Source organism: Cupriavidus taiwanensis (assembly GCF_900249755.1).
Taxonomy (GTDB): Bacteria; Pseudomonadota; Gammaproteobacteria; order Burkholderiales; family Burkholderiaceae; genus Cupriavidus; species Cupriavidus taiwanensis_D.
In genome coordinates this window covers 1,486,531-1,503,152 of sequence record NZ_LT976853.1, presented here as the reverse complement: position 1 = coordinate 1,503,152, position 16,622 = coordinate 1,486,531, and the positions used below count along the sequence as shown (strand labels likewise).

Annotated in this window: 18 protein-coding genes; 5 read left to right on the top strand and 13 right to left on the bottom strand. The window is 69.2% G+C overall.

Annotation, left to right across the window (positions count from 1 at the left end; genetic code table 11):
• Window positions 1–82: 82 nt before the first annotated feature.
• From CBM2594_RS06910 to CBM2594_RS06880, 7 genes are all read right to left on the bottom strand, one after another.
• Window positions 83–871: an MBL fold metallo-hydrolase gene (locus CBM2594_RS06910; protein WP_116356188.1), complete on the bottom strand. Its 789-nt coding sequence runs from the start codon at window positions 869–871 to the stop codon at window positions 83–85.
• A gap of 67 nt (window positions 872–938) precedes the next feature.
• A complete protein-coding gene (gene bamC, locus CBM2594_RS06905) occupies window positions 939–2,201 on the bottom strand; it encodes an outer membrane protein assembly factor BamC (RefSeq protein WP_116356187.1) in 1,263 nt (420 codons plus the stop codon).
• A 49-nt stretch (window positions 2,202–2,250) separates the two neighbouring features.
• Window positions 2,251–3,135 carry a 4-hydroxy-tetrahydrodipicolinate synthase gene (gene dapA / locus CBM2594_RS06900; protein WP_116356186.1) on the bottom strand — a complete coding sequence of 295 codons (885 nt, stop codon included), beginning with the start codon at window positions 3,133–3,135 and terminating at the stop codon, window positions 2,251–2,253.
• A 137-nt stretch (window positions 3,136–3,272) separates the two neighbouring features.
• Window positions 3,273–3,851 (bottom strand): class I SAM-dependent methyltransferase, encoded by a 579-nt coding sequence (locus tag CBM2594_RS06895; RefSeq protein ID WP_116356185.1) that lies wholly within the window; start codon window positions 3,849–3,851, stop codon window positions 3,273–3,275.
• A gap of 11 nt (window positions 3,852–3,862) precedes the next feature.
• Window positions 3,863–4,528, bottom strand: a complete 666-nt coding sequence (locus CBM2594_RS06890; RefSeq protein ID WP_116356184.1) for a site-2 protease family protein — start codon at window positions 4,526–4,528, stop codon at window positions 3,863–3,865.
• A gap of 76 nt (window positions 4,529–4,604) precedes the next feature.
• Window positions 4,605–5,228, bottom strand: coding sequence for an L-threonylcarbamoyladenylate synthase (locus CBM2594_RS06885; protein ID WP_116356183.1), 624 nt, complete (start codon window positions 5,226–5,228; stop codon window positions 4,605–4,607).
• 69 nt (window positions 5,229–5,297) lie between these two features.
• Complete coding sequence (locus tag CBM2594_RS06880; protein WP_116356182.1) at window positions 5,298–6,143, bottom strand: 3',5'-nucleoside bisphosphate phosphatase; 846 nt, start codon at window positions 6,141–6,143, stop codon at window positions 5,298–5,300.
• Window positions 6,144–6,311: 168 nt separating this feature from the next.
• Between CBM2594_RS06880 and CBM2594_RS06875 the strand changes: the two genes are divergently transcribed.
• Window positions 6,312–7,394, top strand: coding sequence for an NAD(P)/FAD-dependent oxidoreductase (locus tag CBM2594_RS06875; protein ID WP_116356181.1), 1,083 nt, complete (start codon window positions 6,312–6,314; stop codon window positions 7,392–7,394).
• A gap of 9 nt (window positions 7,395–7,403) precedes the next feature.
• Here the strand turns inward: CBM2594_RS06875 and CBM2594_RS06870 are convergent, their stop codons facing one another.
• Window positions 7,404–8,297 carry an alpha/beta fold hydrolase gene (locus CBM2594_RS06870; protein WP_116356180.1) on the bottom strand — a complete coding sequence of 298 codons (894 nt, stop codon included), beginning with the start codon at window positions 8,295–8,297 and terminating at the stop codon, window positions 7,404–7,406.
• Window positions 8,298–8,434: 137 nt separating this feature from the next.
• Here CBM2594_RS06870 and CBM2594_RS06865 point away from each other — a divergent pair, with 137 nt between their 5' ends.
• Complete coding sequence (locus CBM2594_RS06865; RefSeq protein WP_116356179.1) at window positions 8,435–10,171, top strand: acyl-CoA synthetase; 1,737 nt, start codon at window positions 8,435–8,437, stop codon at window positions 10,169–10,171.
• Here CBM2594_RS06865 and CBM2594_RS06860 read toward each other — a convergent pair.
• The gene (locus tag CBM2594_RS06860; protein WP_116356178.1) at window positions 10,168–11,049 is read right to left on the bottom strand and encodes a ferritin-like domain-containing protein; all 882 of its coding nucleotides are present in this window, start codon (window positions 11,047–11,049) and stop codon (window positions 10,168–10,170) included. The genes CBM2594_RS06865 and CBM2594_RS06860 overlap by 4 nt on opposite strands.
• Before the next feature lie 132 nt (window positions 11,050–11,181).
• Here CBM2594_RS06860 and CBM2594_RS06855 point away from each other — a divergent pair, with 132 nt between their 5' ends.
• The 3 genes from CBM2594_RS06855 to CBM2594_RS06845 all read left to right on the top strand — a co-directional run bounded on the left by CBM2594_RS06855 (window position 11,182) and on the right by CBM2594_RS06845 (window position 13,335).
• The gene (locus tag CBM2594_RS06855) at window positions 11,182–11,706 is read left to right on the top strand and encodes a gamma carbonic anhydrase family protein (RefSeq protein ID WP_115679927.1); all 525 of its coding nucleotides are present in this window, start codon (window positions 11,182–11,184) and stop codon (window positions 11,704–11,706) included.
• A gap of 38 nt (window positions 11,707–11,744) precedes the next feature.
• Window positions 11,745–12,746: an Hsp33 family molecular chaperone HslO gene (gene hslO, locus CBM2594_RS06850; RefSeq protein WP_116356177.1), complete on the top strand. Its 1,002-nt coding sequence runs from the start codon at window positions 11,745–11,747 to the stop codon at window positions 12,744–12,746.
• A gap of 166 nt (window positions 12,747–12,912) precedes the next feature.
• Window positions 12,913–13,335 (top strand): hypothetical protein, encoded by a 423-nt coding sequence (locus CBM2594_RS06845; RefSeq protein ID WP_116356176.1) that lies wholly within the window; start codon window positions 12,913–12,915, stop codon window positions 13,333–13,335.
• 92 nt (window positions 13,336–13,427) lie between these two features.
• On the opposite strand, the gene ftsB is transcribed toward CBM2594_RS06845, so the two are convergent.
• The 4 genes from ftsB to kdsA all read right to left on the bottom strand — a co-directional run bounded on the left by ftsB (window position 13,428) and on the right by kdsA (window position 16,603).
• Window positions 13,428–13,769 carry a cell division protein FtsB gene (ftsB, locus tag CBM2594_RS06840; protein WP_116356175.1) on the bottom strand — a complete coding sequence of 114 codons (342 nt, stop codon included), beginning with the start codon at window positions 13,767–13,769 and terminating at the stop codon, window positions 13,428–13,430.
• Between the two features lie 174 nt (window positions 13,770–13,943).
• A complete protein-coding gene (gene eno / locus CBM2594_RS06835) occupies window positions 13,944–15,233 on the bottom strand; it encodes a phosphopyruvate hydratase (RefSeq protein ID WP_116356174.1) in 1,290 nt (429 codons plus the stop codon).
• Window positions 15,234–15,348: 115 nt separating this feature from the next.
• On the bottom strand, window positions 15,349–15,642 hold the full coding sequence (locus CBM2594_RS06830; protein WP_116356173.1) for a DUF1330 domain-containing protein: 294 nt from the start codon (window positions 15,640–15,642) through the stop codon (window positions 15,349–15,351).
• A 91-nt stretch (window positions 15,643–15,733) separates the two neighbouring features.
• Window positions 15,734–16,603, bottom strand: coding sequence for a 3-deoxy-8-phosphooctulonate synthase (gene kdsA / locus CBM2594_RS06825; RefSeq protein WP_116356172.1), 870 nt, complete (start codon window positions 16,601–16,603; stop codon window positions 15,734–15,736).
• Between the last annotated feature and the right edge of the window lie 19 nt (window positions 16,604–16,622).

The following is a 16,622-nucleotide window of genomic DNA, read 5'->3' as shown; positions in this document are numbered from 1 at the left end:
CCGATAAAAAAACCGGCCTTCGGGCCGGTTTTTTGTTTTGGGGACGCGCCACCGCGCGCTCCTGCCCCCGTTCCGCCGGCCTTCAGGCCCGCACCGCCTGCCACGCCAGGCCTTCGTCCTGCTCTGCCACCAGCACCTCGCTCGGCCTGGCGCCCAAAGCAGCTGCCAGCGCCCCGGTGGCCAGCTCGCGCGTATTGTTCTGCTTGCTCAGATGGGCCGCCACCACGCGGTTCAGCCCGTCGTGGGCCACCTGCGCCAGGATGCTGGCCGCCACTTCATTGGCCAGGTGGCCGAAGTCGCCGCCGATGCGCCGCTTGAGCGAGGCCGGATAGACGGAATTGCGCAGCATCTCGCGGTCATGGTTGCATTCCAGCACCAGCGCATCCACGCCCGCCAGGCGCGCGGTCACGTAAGGCGTTTCCATGCCCGCATCGGTCAGCACGCCCAGCCGCGCCTGCCCGTCCGACAGCACGAACTGCAGCGGCTCGCGCGCGTCGTGCGGCACGGTGTAGGGCAGCACCTGCAAGCCGCCGACGGCAAAGCCATGGTCGGCGCAGCAAACCCGCACGTCGGCCACGTCGGCGCCGCGCAGGTGCGAGGTGGCCAGCCAGGTGCCGTGGCTGGTGTAGACCGTCAGGCGATGGCGCGCGGCAAACGCATAGGCCGAACCGACATGGTCGCCATGCTCGTGCGTGACCAGCACGGCGTCGAGCTGATCCGGCGTGACGCCCAGGCGCTCCAGGCGCCGGGCGGTCTCGCGGATGCCGAAGCCGCAGTCCAGCAGCACGCGGGTGGTGGTGGTGTCTTCGCGGGATTCGATCAGCAGCGAGTTGCCCTCGCTGCCGCTGCCGAGGAAGGCGAAGCGCATCATGGCCGCGCCCTCCCCGCCAGGCACCGGCCAGGACGGCCGGCTGGCAAGCCAGCAATCATGCGCCGGCTCAGTGCAGTTGCTCGTCGAGCAGCGACAGGATGCGCTTGCCGACTTCGCCGTTCTCGGGCTGGCCGGCGTCGTTGAGCACCGTCACCAGCGTGCCGCTGCCCGTGCCCTTGAGCGAGACGCGGTACTTCTTGGCGGTCTTGGGATCGTCCGGCTTGGTGAACAGCTTGGAGAAGAAGCCGCGGTTGTCGACCGTGTTGCGCGGGTCGACATAGCGCACGTAGTACAGCCCTTGCGCGCGATCGCGGTCTTCGACGGTGAAGTTGACGCGGTCCAGCGACAGGCCCACCGAGCGCCAGGCGCGGTCGAACGGCTCGGGCAGCTGCAGCGCCGGGGCGCCGTTGACCTGGGCCAGGTACGACTTGTTCGGCGCGGCGCCTTCGGCGCCGGCAGCGGCACCGGCAGTGGCACCGGCGGCCGCACCGGCCGCAGCCGCGCTGCCGGGGGCAGTGCCCGTAGCGGCGGCGGCATTGCCGGCCGGCGCCGGGTTCTTGGCCATGCGGTCGGCCTGCTCCTTCTGCACGCCGAGGCGCTGGGCCAGGCGCGACAGGAATTCGGCTTCCAGTTCAGGATCGGCCGGGCGCGGGGTCCAGACCGTGCTCGACTTGTCGATGCCGGTCAGCTGCTCCTGCGCGCCGCGGTGGCTGATGAAGACTTCCAGCGTGCCGTTCTGCGCGCGCTCGACACGGGTGCGGAACTTGTCGCGCTCCGAGGTCGAGTACAGGCCGTCGAACACCTTGCCGATGGTGTTGCGGATGATGTCCTGCGGAATCTTGGCGCGGTTCTCGGCCCAGTCGGTTTCCATGATGCCGGTCTCGGGCGAGTCCTGCACCAGCAGGAAACCGCTTTCCTGCCAGAAGCCGCGCAGTTGCTGCCACAGCTGGTCGCCGCGCATGCCGTTGCTGATCACCAGCCAGCGCTGGTTGCCGTCGCGCTCCATGCGGATGCCCTGCGCCGACGGCAGCACGTTTTCGGTCGGCGATTGCTCGCGCACCTTGGTGGCCTGGCTGTACGTCGACAGCGTCGAGGTGCCGTTCGCATCGGGCACCGAATAGCGGCGGTCGCCTTCCAGCTTGGTCAGGTCGGGCGGCACGTCCAGCGTGGGCGTGCGCTTCGAGGCGGACGACTTGTAGTCGATCTTGTCGGGCTGCATGGCCTCGTTGAGGCTGCTGCAGCCGGTCAGCACACCGGCGGCGAGCACGGGCACAACCAGGGCGGCGCGGCGGACTTGCGTCGCGCCGCGGCGGTTAAGCTTCAGTTTCATTGACACGCAATCCTAGTAGATAAGGCGGACAGCAGGACGCCGCGAAAGATCAGGCCAGCAGGCCGGCGGCGGCCAGTGCCTTGCGTACGTAGTCGTGGTTGCCCTCGGACAGCGGGGTCAGCGGCAGGCGGATACCGCCTGCCATCTTGCCCATCTGCTGGAGCGCCCACTTGACCGGGATCGGATTGGCTTCGATGAACATGGCCTGGTTCAGCCCGATCAGTTCCATATGCAGGCGGCGCGCGGTCACGACGTCGCCCTTCAGTGCCGCCGCGCACATCTCGTGCATCTTGCGCGGCGCCACGTTCGCGGTCACCGAGATATTGCCGTGGCCGCCCAGCAGGATCAGCGCCACCGCGGTGGGATCGTCGCCGCTGTAGATGGCGAAGCCTTCCGGCGCGCCCTTGATCAGCTGCGCGGCACGGTCGATGTTGCCGGTCGCTTCCTTGACGCCGACGATGCCCGGCACCTGCGCCAGCCGCAGGATGGTCTCGTTGCTCATGTCCGCGACCGTGCGGCCGGGGACGTTGTACAGCAGCACCGGCAGGTCCACCGCCTCGGCGATGGTGCGGAAATGCCGGTACATGCCTTCCTGGGTCGGCTTGTTGTAGTACGGCACCACCTGCAGCGACGCATCGGCACCCACCTTCTTGGCGAAGGCGGTCAGCTCGATCGCTTCCTTGGTGGAATTGCCACCGGTCCCCGCGATGATCGGAATGCGCTTGCCGGCCTGTTCGACGGCGACGCGGACCAGTTCGCAGTGCTCCTCGACGGTCACCGTCGGGGACTCACCGGTGGTGCCCACGATCACGATGGCGTCGGTGCCTTCGGCAACGTGCCAGTCGACCAGTGCGCGCAGGGCCGGGAAGTCCAGGCTGCCGTCCTCATGCATCGGGGTGACGATGGCAACGATGCTGCCGGTAATCTGTGTCATAACGTTAGGGAATTCGGGATGCGAATAACGGGATTGTACCGGAACCGCAGGCCGCTTCGACCGCTGCCCGGACAGGGGTTGATACCAACTGTTTCAACGCGTGCGGCGCCGTTTGCGCCGACACCCCGGCGCGCCGCTCAGGGATCGAGCCGGTAGCGTGGCGGCGCGGCCGCACCGCCGGCCGCCGCCGCCTCGCGCACCGCACATAGGCGCTGCACGAAGGCTGTTTTCGGCACTTCGACCACGCCGTCCTCATACGCCACCACGCGCAGCCCATGGGCGCGCGCCACCTCGAGCAGCTCGCCCGGGCGCAGCAGGAAGTCCGGCCGCGACGGCTTGCCCACGGTCTCGTTGCCGGCGGCGAAGGTTTCGTAGATCCAGCACCCGCCCGGCGCCAGCGCCGCCGCCAGGTGCGGCCACAGCGGCCGGTGCAGGTAGTTGGTGACGACGATGGCGTCGAACGGCGCCTCGCCGGACAGCGGCCAGCCGCCCTGCTCCAGGTCCGCCACCCGGCCGGCGACGCCCGACGGCAGGCCGGCAATGGCGTCGGCATCGCGGTCGACCGCCAGCACCTGGTGGCCGCGCGCGGCCAGCCAGCCGGCATGGCGGCCGCTGCCGCAGGCCAGGTCCAGCACCCGCGCCCCGGGGCGCAGCAGATGCGCCCAGCGCGTGACCCAGGCAGACGGCGCGGCGATGCCGGCGTGCGACAGCGTCATGGCAGCCCCCGTCAATTGAGCAACAGCACGATCGGGCGCAGCAGCAGCTCGATCAGCGACATCAGCACATTGACCACCGGCGTCATCCAGATCGTGGTGATCACGCCCGCGGCCACCAGCGCCAGCACCACGAAGATGCCATACGGCTCGATGCGCGACACCGCGCGCGCAATGCCCTGCGGCAGCAGCGCGGTCAGCACGCGGCCGCCGTCCAGCGGCGGCACCGGGAACAGGTTGAAGGCGGCCACCACCAGGTTGACGCGCACGCCGGCCAGCGCCATTTCACCGAAGAACGGCTCGCGCACGCCTCCCCAGGTCAGGCCGATCGCCAGCAGCACCCAGACGAAGGCCTGCACCACGTTGCTGGCGGGGCCGGCCAGCGCCACCCACATGCCATGCCAGCGCGGGTTGCGCAGGCGCTCGAACACCACCGGCACCGGCTTGGCGTAGCCGAACACGAACTGGCCGCTGGTCATGATGTACAGCAGCAGCGGCACGGCGATGGTGCCGATCGGGTCGATATGGCGGATCGGGTTCAGGCTGACGCGCCCGAGGGCATAGGCGGTGTTGTCGCCGAACAGCTTGGCCACGTAGCCGTGCGAGGCCTCGTGCAGCGTGATGGCGAACAGCACCGGCAGGGCATAGACCGCGAAGGTCTGGATAAGGGAGGAATCCATGAGCGCTATTGTAGCGGCCCGCCGGCGCCCGGGCGCACGCTGATGCACCCGAAGGCAGGGGCGGCGGCGCCGCGTGTCAGAGGCCGAAGCGGGCGGTGTCGCCGCGGCCCGCGCGGACCAGCTCGGGCTCGCCGCCGGTCAGGTCGATCACCGTGGTCGGCTGCGCCGGCGCCGGTCCGCCGTCGACCACGAGGTCGAGCTGTTTTTCCAGCCGCGCGCGGATCTGCGCCGGGTCGTTGAGCGGTTCCTCGTCGCCCGGCAGCTGCAGCGTGGCGGAGATCAGCGGCTCGCCGGTTTCGCCCAGCAGCGCCAGCGGGATCGCGTGGTCGGGCACGCGCACGCCGATAGTCTTGCGCGCCGGGTGCGACAGCCGCCGCGGCACTTCCTTGGTCGCTTCCAGGATGAACACGTACGGGCCCGGCGTGGCGCCCTTGAGCCAGCGGTATTGCCGGTTGTCGACGCGGGCAAAGTTGCCGAGCTCGGACAGGTCGCGGCACATCAGCGTCAGGTGGTGGCGGTCGTCGATGCCGCGCAGCCGGCGCAGGCGCTCGACCGCGGCCTTGTCGTCGAGCCGGCAGGCCAGCGCATAGCTGGAGTCGGTCGGCAGCGCGACCAGCCCGCCCTTCTGCAGGATCTGGGCCGCCTGCTTGAGCAGGCGCGACTGCGGGTTGAGCGGATGGATCTCGAAGTACTGGGACATGGGCCAGGGAGCGGAGTCGGATGGAACGGAGCGGCATCCGGGGGCTGGCCCCGGCCAGGCGGAGCGCGCCTACCAGTCGTGCCAGACCGGCGTGACCGTGGGCGGCAGCGGCGGCAGCGTGCCGAGTTCCACCCGGCCCTCGCCGGGGCCGTGGAAGTCGGTGCCGCGCGAAGCCAGCAAGCCGTAGCGGCGCGCCACCTCGGCATAGCGCCGGTACTGGTCGGGCGTATGGCTGCCGGTCACCACCTCGACCGCGCCGCCGCCCAGCGCCGTGAATTCGTCGAACAGCGCGTCGTGCTGGGTGTCGGTGTAGTGGTAGCGGCCCGGGTGCGCCATCACCGCGATGCCGCCGGCCGCGCGGATCCAGCCCACCGCTTCGGCCAGGCTGGCCCAGCGGTGGCCGACATAGCCCGGGCGGCCTTCGGACAGGTACTCGCTGAAGACATCGCCGATGGTGGCGCAGCGGCCCTGGTCGACCAGCCAGCGCGCAAAGTGCGTGCGCGAGATCAGGTCGGGATTGCCGACGTACCGCAGCGCCCCTTCATAGGCGCCGGGGATGCCCACGCTGGCCAGCGCGTCGGCGATATCGCGCGCGCGCCGCGCGCGGCCCGAGCGGGTCTCGGTCAGGCCATCGATCAGCTCGGGGCAGAACGGGTCGATCTGCAGGCCGACGATATGCACGGTCTGTCCCGCCCATGTTACCGAGATCTCGACGCCCGGCACATAGCGCATGCCGAATTCCTCGGCGGCGGCGCGTGCCTCGGCCTGCCCGCCCAGCTCGTCGTGGTCGGTCAGCGACCAGTACGCAACCCCCGCGTCGCGGGCGATCCGCGCCACGGCGCGCGGTGCGAGCGTGCCGTCGGAAACGGTGGAATGGCAATGCAGGTCGGCATTGATGGCGTGGGCGTTTTGCATGGTGGCATTCTACTCCGGTCGCCCCTGGCATGCGTGACGCCGCCGTGCCCGGACGGCCGCGCAAAGCCATGCCGGCAACGCTGGCGTCGGCGGAAACCCGGCGGGTGCGGGGTATAGTCGGGCTTTGCATCGTCGATTTGCGGGCACCTGCCGTGCCTGCCCTGCCCAATGCCCACCGCTACCCCTGCCACCGCCCCCGTCACCAGCACCGACGTCCTGATCGTGGGTGCCGGCCCGGTCGGCCTGTTCGCCGCGTTCCAGGCCGGCGTGCTCGGCCTGAAATGTGAACTGATCGATGTGCTCGACCGCGCCGGCGGGCAGTGCACCGAGCTGTATCCCGAGAAGCCGATCTACGACATTCCCGCCGTGCCCGGATGCCTGGCGCAGGACCTGGTGGAACGGCTGCTGGAGCAATGCGCCCCGTTCGACTTCCCGATGCACTTTGGTGAGCGCGCCGAAAGCGTGGCGGAAATCCCGGCGCCCGATACGCCGGATGGCCATGCCGGGCACGAACGCCTGCTGGTGACGACCGACGGCGGCAAGCGTTTCGATGTCGCCGCGGTGCTGGTCTGCGCCGGCGCGGGCGCGTTCGCGCCGCAGCGCGTGTCGCTGCCGGAGGCGCCGGCGCTGGAAGGCCGCCACGTGCACTACGCGGTGCGCGACGTGTCGCACTTCGCCGGCAAGCGCGTGGTCGTCGCCGGCGGCGGCGACTCGGCGCTGGACTGGGCGCTGGCGCTGCGCAAGGTCGCCGCGCGCGTGACGCTGCTGCACCGTCGCGAAGGCTTTCGCGCCGCGGACGGCACCGTCGCCGAGATGCGCCGCGCGGTGGCCGCGGGCGAGATGGACTTCGTGGTCGGCATGCTGGGCGCGCTGCGCACCGGGGGTGCGGACGGCGGGCTCAGCGAAGTCGAGGTCCGCACCCGCGACGGCAGCACCGTGCTGCCCGCCGACGAACTGGTGGCGCTGTACGGCCTGGTGTCCGAACCCGGCCCGATCGCGCAGTGGGACATGGACATGCGCGCCGGCCGCATCCTGGTCGACACCACCACGTATGAAAGCTCGCGCCGCGGCATCTTTGCCGCGGGCGATATCGCCTACTACACCAACAAGCAGAAGCTGATCCTGTCAGGCTTCCATGAAGCCGCGCTGGCGTTGCGCCGCGCCTACCACTACGCCTTCCCGGAAAAGGCGCTGGTGCACGTGCACACCAGCAACAACGCCGCGCTGAAGGAAAAGCTCACGCACGCGTGAGCGCCGGCGTCAGCCGCAGAACGCCTCGACCAGCGCCGCCACCGCGGCCGGCTGGTCGTGGTGCAGCATGTGGCCGGCATCGTCGACCACCTCTTCGCGGAAATCGCGGAAGACGCGGAAGCGCTCCTTGAATTCGGCGATGGTCTGCTTGTGGGCGATATGGCGCAGCGTGTCGGAATCGCGCGCCTCCACGTGCAGCACCGGGGCGGTGACCTGCTCCCAGATCGCCATCACTTCATCGAGACGGTACAGCGTCGGGTTGATCAGCTTGTGCGCGGGATCGCCCAGGATCTCCCAGCGGCCGTCGGCGTTCTGGCGCGACCAGTGCGCGGCGAGGAAAGCGGCGCGGTCGTCCGGCAGGCGCGGGTTGGTCTTCTGCAAGCGCGCGGCGACACCCTCGACGCTGTCGTACGTCTTCAGTGCGCCCCCCGCGCGCAGTTCATCGAGCCAGCGGGCGTAGCGCTTCGGCGCGTGCTGCGCCCGCGTCGCGGTCATGCCGAAGCCCTCCAGGTCCACCACGCGGCGCACGCGCTCGGGGCGGATGCCGGCATACAGGCAGATCACGTTGGCGCCCATGCTGTGGCCGACCAGGTCCACCTGCCCTTCGGGCTGGTAATGGTCGAGCAGCGCCTCGAGGTCGGCGACGTAGTCGCCGAACCAGTACGACTGCGTGCCGGGGTAGCGCGTGGGCCAGTCGGTCTCGCCAAAGCCGCGCCAGTCGGGCGCGATCACGTGCCAGTCGCCGCGCAGGCGGTCGACCAGGAACTGGAACGACGCGGCCACGTCCATCCACCCATGCAGCATGAACAGCTTGCGCGCGCCGGGCGTGCCCCAGTGGCGCACGTGGTAGCGCAGCCCGCGCACCGTGATAAATTCAGACCGCGAGGTTTCCTTGATTGTCATTGTCTCCACCCTTGCGCCGGGGTCTTCCTGCCGCTGAGCGCGGCGCCGCGGGGGTGGCACGGGAAGCCCGAACAAAATAGAACGATCGTTCGCTTGAGCGCATTATAGCGCCCGGGCGGACCTACAGGAGACCTTGGATGGCCGCAGCTGCCTTGCCGGCAAGCCGGCGCGACGACTATCGCGCCCTGTACGAATCCTTCCGCTGGAAGATTCCGCCGCATTTCAACATCGCCGAAGCCTGCTGCGGCCGCTGGGCCCGCGACCCGGCCACGATGGACCGCATCGCGGTCTATACCGAGCATGAGGACGGCCGCCGCAACGCGCATACGTTCGCCTATATCCAGGCCGAGGCCAACCGGCTGTCGGCGGCGCTGCGCGCGCTGGGCGTGGCGCGCGGCGAGCGCGTTGCGATCGTGATGCCGCAACGCATCGAGACCGTGATCGCGCATATGGCGATCTACCAGCTCGGCGCCATCGCCATGCCGCTGTCGATGCTGTTCGGGCCCGAGGCGCTGGCCTACCGCATCGCGCACAGCGAAGCCGTGGTGGCGATCGCCGACGAAACCTCGATCGACAACCTGCTGGCGGCGCGCCCCGAATGTCCGACGCTGGCGAACGTGATTGCCGCCGGCAACGCGCATGGCCGCGGCGACCACGACTGGGACATGCTGCTCGCGGCGCAACTGCCCGCCTTTACCGCCGAGCAGACCAAGGCCGACGAAGCCGCGGTGCTGATCTACACCAGCGGCACCACCGGGCCGCCCAAGGGCGCGCTGATTCCGCACCGCGCGCTGATCGGCAACCTGACCGGCTTTGTCTGCTCGCAGAACTGGTACCCGCGGGACGACGACGTATTCTGGAGCCCGGCCGACTGGGCCTGGACCGGCGGCCTGTGGGACGCGCTGATGCCGGCGCTGTACTTTGGCAAGCCCATCGTCGGCTACCAGGGGCGCTTCTCCGCCGAGCGCGCCTTCGAGCTGCTGGAGCGCTACGCCGTCACCAACACCTTCCTGTTCCCGACCGCGCTCAAGCAGATGATGAAGTCCTGCCCCGAGCCGCGCCGGCGCTACGACATCCGGCTGCGCGCGCTGATGAGCGCCGGCGAGGCCGTCGGCGAGACCGTGTTCGGCTGGTGCCGCGACGCGCTCGGCGTGATCGTCAACGAGATGTTCGGCCAGACCGAGATCAACTACATCGTCGGCAACTGCACCGCGCAGAACGACGACGAGCAACTGGGCTGGCCGGCACGGCCGGGTTCGATGGGACGCCCCTACCCGGGCCACCGGGTGCAGGTGATCGACGACGAAGGCCGCCCCTGCCCGCCCGGCGAGGACGGCGAGGTGGCGGTGTGCGCCACCGACAGCGCCGGGCATCCGGACCCGGTGTTCTTTCTCGGCTACTGGAAGAACGAGGCCGCCACCGCAGCCAAGTACACCGAACTCGACGGCCTGCGCTGGTGCCGCACCGGCGACCTGGCGCGCGTCGATGCCGACGGCTACCTGTGGTACCAGGGACGCGCCGACGATGTGTTCAAGTCCTCGGGCTACCGCATCGGGCCGAGCGAGATCGAGAACTGCCTGCTCAAGCATCCGGCGGTATCCAACTGCGCCGTGGTGCCGTCGCCCGACCCGGAGCGCGGCGCGGTGGTCAAGGCCTTCGTGGTGCTGACGCCATCGGTGGCGCGCTCGTTCGACGGCGACGCGGCGCTGGTCGCGGAACTGCAGGCCCATGTGCGCGGCCAGCTGGCGCCGTACGAATACCCGAAGGCGATCGAGTTCATCGACCAGCTTCCGATGACCACCACGGGCAAGATCCAGCGGCGGGTGTTACGGCTGCTGGAGGAGGAGCGCGCCGCCGAACGCCGCTCAGCCTAACCGGCCGATGCCTCCAGCCATGCCAGCTCGTCCTCGTCGAAACCGGCCGCGCGCCGCGCCTCGAGGTTGAACGGGCCGCGCAGCTTCGGCGCGCGGTACTGTTCGGCCAGGCGCGCATAGGTGGCCACGGGATCGAGCCCGCGCTGCGCGCACAGCCAGCGGTACCAGTGGTTGCCGATGGCGACGTGGCCGACCTCGTCGCGCAGGATGATGTCGATGATGGCGGCGGCGGCGTGGTCGCCGGCGCCGGCCAGCCGGGCGCGCACCGGCGGCGAGGCGTCGAGCCCGCGCGCCTCCAGCGTGCGCGGCACCAGCGCCATGCGCGCGAGCACGTCGCCGGCGGTCTTGTCGGTCATCTCCCACAGGCTGTTGTGGGCGGGGAAGTCGCCGTAGGCCGCGCCGAGGGTGCCGAGGTGGTCGGCCAGCAGCGTGAAGTGGTACGCCTCTTCATCGGCCACGCGCAGCCAGTCGCGGTAGTACGCGGGCGGCATGCCGGCGAAACGCCAGGCCGCGTCGAGCGCCAGGTTGATGGCATTGAACTCGATATGGCACAGCGCGTGGATCATCGCCGCGCGCCCGGCCGCGGTCTGCAGCGAGCGGCGCCGCTCGACCTGCTGCGGCGCCACCAGCGGCGGCCGCTCCGGCCGGCCGGGGATGGCGTGGGGGGCTTCGGCATGGATGGCCTCGCCGGCTTGCAGGGCCGCATCGGGCAACGTCATCACGTGCCGGTAAAGTGCGCGTGCCGCCACGGCCTTGTCGCGCGGATCCGCCAGGCACAGCACTGCCAGCGCCTGGTGGCGCGGCGAAGGTGACGGGTCAGGCTGCGCGGCGTCGGGTGTTTTTTCTGGCATGGGCGTAAAATCCGGGTCTGCCGCCATTGTAGGGCCTGCCCGGCGTCCGCCCGCCGCGCCAGCCGCGCAACCGGGGCGCCGCCCCGTTCCCCGGCGCTGGCCCTTTAAAGTCCGGCGGCAACCCCCACTTCAACAAAAGCCATTCGTGCAGGAGACCTCATGGCGCTTTACCAGCTCGGCGACGTCAAGCCCAGTATCGACAGCGATGCCTACGTGGCCCCCGAAGCCACCATCATCGGCAACGTGACCCTCAAGTCCCGCGCCAGCGCCTGGCCCGGTGTCGTGATCCGCGGCGACAACGAGCCGATCGTGGTCGGCGCGGACACCAATATCCAGGAGGGCTCGGTACTGCATACCGACCCGGGCTGCCCGCTGACCCTGGGCGACAAGGTTTCGATCGGCCACCAGGCCATGCTGCACGGCTGCACCGTGGGCGAAGGCTCGCTGATCGGGATCCAGGCGGTGGTGCTGAACCGCGCCGTGATCGGCAAGGAATGCCTGGTCGGCGCCGGCGCCGTGGTGACCGAGGGCAAGGTCTTTCCGGACCGCTCGCTGATCCTGGGCGCGCCGGCCAAGGTGGTGCGCCAGCTGACCGATGCCGACGTCGCCAACCTGTACCGCAACGCCGAGACCTACGCCACGCGGCAGGCCCTGTACAAGCAACAGCTCAAGCGGATCGGCTGACCACCGCCGCGGCATCCATCGAAACTCGACAGATTATTGTGACCGATACCACCACCCCCGACACCCTGCAGAAGTTCCTGTTCGACGCGGCCCCCGTGCGCGGCGAGCTGGTGCGCATGGAGGCCACCTGGCAAGAAGTGCTCGGCCGCCACAGCTACCCCGCCCCGGTGCGCCGCCTGCTGGGCGAGATGATGGCCGCCGCGGCGCTGCTGTCGGCCAACCTGAAGTTCAACGGGGCGCTGGTGATGCAGCTGCACGGCGACGGCCCGGTGCGCATGCTGGTGGTGGAATGCCTGTCCGACCTGTCGATGCGCGCCACCGCCAAGCTGGCCGAGGGCGCGCACATCGCCGACGATGCCACGCTGGCGCAGATGGTCAACGCCCACGGCCACGGCCGCTTCGCCATCACGCTGGACCCGAAGGACAAGCTGCCGGGCCAGCAGCCGTACCAGGGCATCGTGCCGCTGGCCGACGCGCACGGCCCGCTGGCATCGATCAGCGCCGTGCTGGAGCACTACATGCAGGCCTCCGAGCAGCTCGACACGCGCCTGTGGCTGGCCGCCGACGACCATGTCGCCGCCGGCATGCTGCTGCAGAAGCTGCCGGCCTACGGCGGCACCGCCGAAGTCGGCGAGACCGGCGCGCCGCTGGCCAGCCACGCCAGGGCACAGGACCTCGACACCTGGGACCGCGCGGTGCAGCTCGGCACCACGCTGAAGGCCGAGGAACTGCTGGCCGAAACGCCCGACACCCTGCTGCGCCGCCTGTTCTGGGAAGACCTGCAGGACGCCGGCCTGCGGGTGTTTGAGCCGCTGACGCCGCATTTCCACTGCAGCTGCTCGCGCCCGAAGGTGGCCGGCATGCTGCAGTCGCTGGGCCAGGCGGAGATCGACAGCATCATCGCCGAGCGCGGCCATGTCGAGATCCACTGCGACTTCTGCGGCCAGCGCTATGAGTTCGACCCGGTCGACTGCGCGCAGCTGTTCTCGGCGACGCCGGTCGCCACCGGCGCCGGCGCCGGCGCAAGCCAGCACCACTGATCCGGCTGCGGCAGCGCCTGCGTGCGCTGCCGCACCGGCGCGGGCAAGGCGGGGCGCGCGGCGGGGGCGCCGCGGAAACATCGGCCTTGCCATCGGGTCCAACGACTGTACGATGGCAGCATCCGGCTGCCGATCCCGCTGCAGCAACGCGAGCCCGAGAACCGCCATGTCCGCCCGAGCCAACCCTCCCCTGACTGACTTCGCCTCCCGCGCGTGTCATCCGCGGCGGGGCGCCGCAGCCTGCGCCGCGCTTGGCGCGCTGCTGCTCGCTGCCGGTTGCGCGCAGATCCCGCGCGACGCCAATGGCTCGCCGCCCACCGCGCGGCTGGCACCCAACGCGATACCGCCGGCACCGCTGAGCGCCGACGACAAGCAGAAGCTCGACGCGCTGAACCAGCAGGTATTGCGCGACCAGGCCGCCGCGATCGCGCTGGACCAGCAGGCCGCGGCCGCGCGCGCGGCCTATGCCTATCCCAACACCAGCTGGAACCTGTATTACGGGGGATGGGGTGGCGGACGGTGGGGCGGCGGCGTCAGCGTCGGCATGCCGGGCTGGGGCTGGGGCGGTTATCCGTACGGGTGGTGGTGACGGACTGCTGACGAACTGGATTCAGGCCACGAACCCGCGCATACGGTCCCCTCTCCCGCGAGCGGGGAGCAAACCGGCGGGGACCTTATGACTCAGTGGCGCGCCATCCCGGCGGCGGAATTCGCCGGCGGCGGCAGCGGCGGCGTGGCGCTGACCTTGGGCGCGGGCGCGACGAACTGCACGAAGACCTCGCCTTCGCGCACCATGCCCAGCTCATAGCGGGCGCGCTCCTCGATCGCGCCGGTGCCGTCCTGCAGGTCGGCCACCTCCCCTTCCAGCTTGGCGTTGCGCAGCTTGAGCGTCTGGTTGCGGGTGCCCTGCTCGGTCAGCTGGCGGTTCAGATCCCACACGCGCAGCCAGCCGCCCTTGCCCAGCCAGAGCGGGTACTGGATGGCGAGCAGCAGCACGAACAACAGCAGCGAAATCAGGCGCATGAAAGGGTGGCGGACAGGAATTTCCGCACAATGATCTGCGAACTCAGCCGGGAAGGCAATTGCCAGGCAGATTTCGATACAAAAACGGCGGTGGCACGGAGGTAAATCCGTGCCACCGCCATTTTCAGAACCACGTCGTCATTCCCGCGGAGGCGGGAATAACAACCCTAGGCCTCAGCGCAGGTTGTAGAACGCGCTCTTGCCCGGGTAGCTGGCGATATCGCCCAGGTCTTCCTCGATGCGCAGCAGCTGGTTGTACTTGGCGATGCGGTCCGAGCGCGACAGCGAGCCGGTCTTGATCTGGCCGGCGTTGGTGCCCACGGCGATATCGGCGATGGTGCTGTCTTCGGTTTCGCCCGAGCGGTGCGAGATCACGGCGGTGTAGCCGGCGCGCTTGGCCATTTCGATGGCGGCAAAGGTCTCGGTCAGCGTGCCGATCTGGTTGATCTTGATCAGGATCGAGTTGCCGATGCCCTTCTCGATGCCTTCCTTCAGGATCTTGGTGTTGGTGACGAACAGGTCGTCGCCCACCAGCTGCACGCGGGTGCCGAGCTTGTCGGTCAGGGTCTTCCAGCCGTCCCAGTCGCCCTCGGCCATGCCGTCCTCGATCGACACGATCGGGAACTTGTCGCACAGGTTGGCCAGGTAGTCGGCGAACTGCGTCGAGCTCAGCTTCAGGCCTTCGCCTTCCAGCTGGTACACGCCTTCGGCCTCGTGGTAGAACTCGCTGGCGGCGCAGTCCAGCGCCAGCAGCACGTCCTCGCCGGCGCGGTAGCCGGCCTTCTCGATGGCCTGCACGATGGTGTTCAGGCACTCTTCGTTGGACGAGAAGTTCGGAGCGAAGCCGCCTTCGTCGCCCACCGCGGTGGACATGCCCTTGTCGGCCAGGATCTTCTTCAGCGCGTGGAAGATCTCGGCGCCGCAGCGCAGGGCTTCGCGGAAGCTGGTCTGCGACACCGGCATGATCATGAATTCCTGGATGTCCAGGCTGTTGTTGGCGTGCGCGCCGCCGTTGACGATGTTCATCATCGGCACCGGCAGCTGCATCGCGCCCGAACCGCCGAAGTAGCGGTACAGCGGCAGGCCGGCTTCTTCAGCAGCGGCCTTGGCCACCGCCATCGACACCGCCAGCATGGCGTTGGCGCCCAGGCGGCCCTTGTTCTCGGTGCCGTCGAGATCGATCAGCGTGCGGTCCAGGAAGGCCTGCTCGGAGGCGTCCAGGCCCATGATGGCTTCGGAGATCTCGGTGTTGATATGCTCGACCGCCTTCAGCACGCCCTTGCCCAGGTAGCGGGCCTTGTCGCCGTCGCGCAGCTCGATGGCCTCGCGCGAACCGGTCGACGCGCCCGACGGCACCGCGGCACGGCCCATCACGCCGGATTCCAGCAGCACGTCGCACTCGACGGTGGGATTGCCGCGGGAGTCGAGAACCTCGCGACCGATGATATCTACGATTGCACTCATGAATTCCTCTCTGACTGTTGATTCTTGCTGCTGATCACTTCAACCTGCGCGCGTGTCAGGCGCGTGTCATGTGCGCAGGTCCTGCGCGCATGACCGCTGCCCGGCGCCTGCCGGCTCAGGTGGCGCCTTCGACCACGATCATATTCATCTTCGCCGCATGCTCGCGCGACTTGCGCGCGGCGCGGTAGGCCTCGCCGTCGTGAAAGGCCTTGGCGGCGTCATAGCTGGGGAATTTCAGCACCACCACGCGCGTCGGCGCCCAGTCGCCCTCGAGCGGCTCGGTCTTGCCGCCGCGCACCAGCACCTCGGCGCCATGGATCTGCATGGCCTTGCTCGAAAGCACCTTGTATTCCTCGTACTGCTGGGGGTCGGTCACGTCGACGTAGGCGATGATAAAGCCCGCGGCCATGGAGAATCTCCCGATTTTTTGTATTGTCTTTCGATATGGTTTGTCGCCGCCGGCATCCGCGCACGGCGCGGCGGCGACAAACGCGGCGGGCTCAGGCGCAGGCCGGCCAGCCGAAGTTGTCTTCGAGGAAGCCGGCGCGCTTGACCAGCGTGTCCAGTTCCTTGAGCACGGACAGCAGTTCCTTCATGCGCGACAGCGGCACCGCGTTGGGGCCGTCGGACATGGCCTTGCTCGGGTCCGGATGCGTCTCCATGAACAGGCCCGCGACGCCGGTGGCAACCGCGGCGCGTGACAGCACCGGCACGAACTCGCGCTGGCCGCCCGAGCTGGTGCCCTGGCCGCCGGGGAGCTGCACCGAATGCGTCGCGTCGAACACCACCGGGGCGCCGGTCTCGCGCATGATCGCCAGCGAGCGCATGTCGGACACCAGGTTGTTGTAGCCGAACGAAACGCCGCGCTCGCAGGCCATGAACACGTCATCGGGCAGGCCGGCTTCGCGCGCGGCGTCGCGGGCCTTGTCGATCACGTTCTTCATGTCGTGCGGCGCCAGGAACTGGCCCTTCTTGATATTCACCGGCTTGCCGCTTTGCGCGCAGGCACGGATGAAATCGGTCTGGCGGCACAGGAACGCCGGCGTCTGCAGCACGTCGACCACGGCGGCGACGGGCTTGATTTCGTCGATCTCGTGGATGTCGGTCAGCACCGGCACGCCGATCTCGCGCTTGACGGTCGCCAGGATCTCCAGGCCCTTCTCCATCCCCAGGCCGCGGAACGACTTGCCCGAGGAGCGGTTGGCCTTGTCGAACGACGACTTGTAGATGAACGGGATGCCCAGTTCAGCGGTGATAGCCTTGAGCTCGCCGGCGGTATCCAGCGCCATCTGCTCGGACTCGATCACGCACGGACCGGCGATCAGGAAGAACGGCTGGTCGAGGCCAACCTCGAATCCACAGAGTTTCATGACTGTCTCTCCTGCTTGC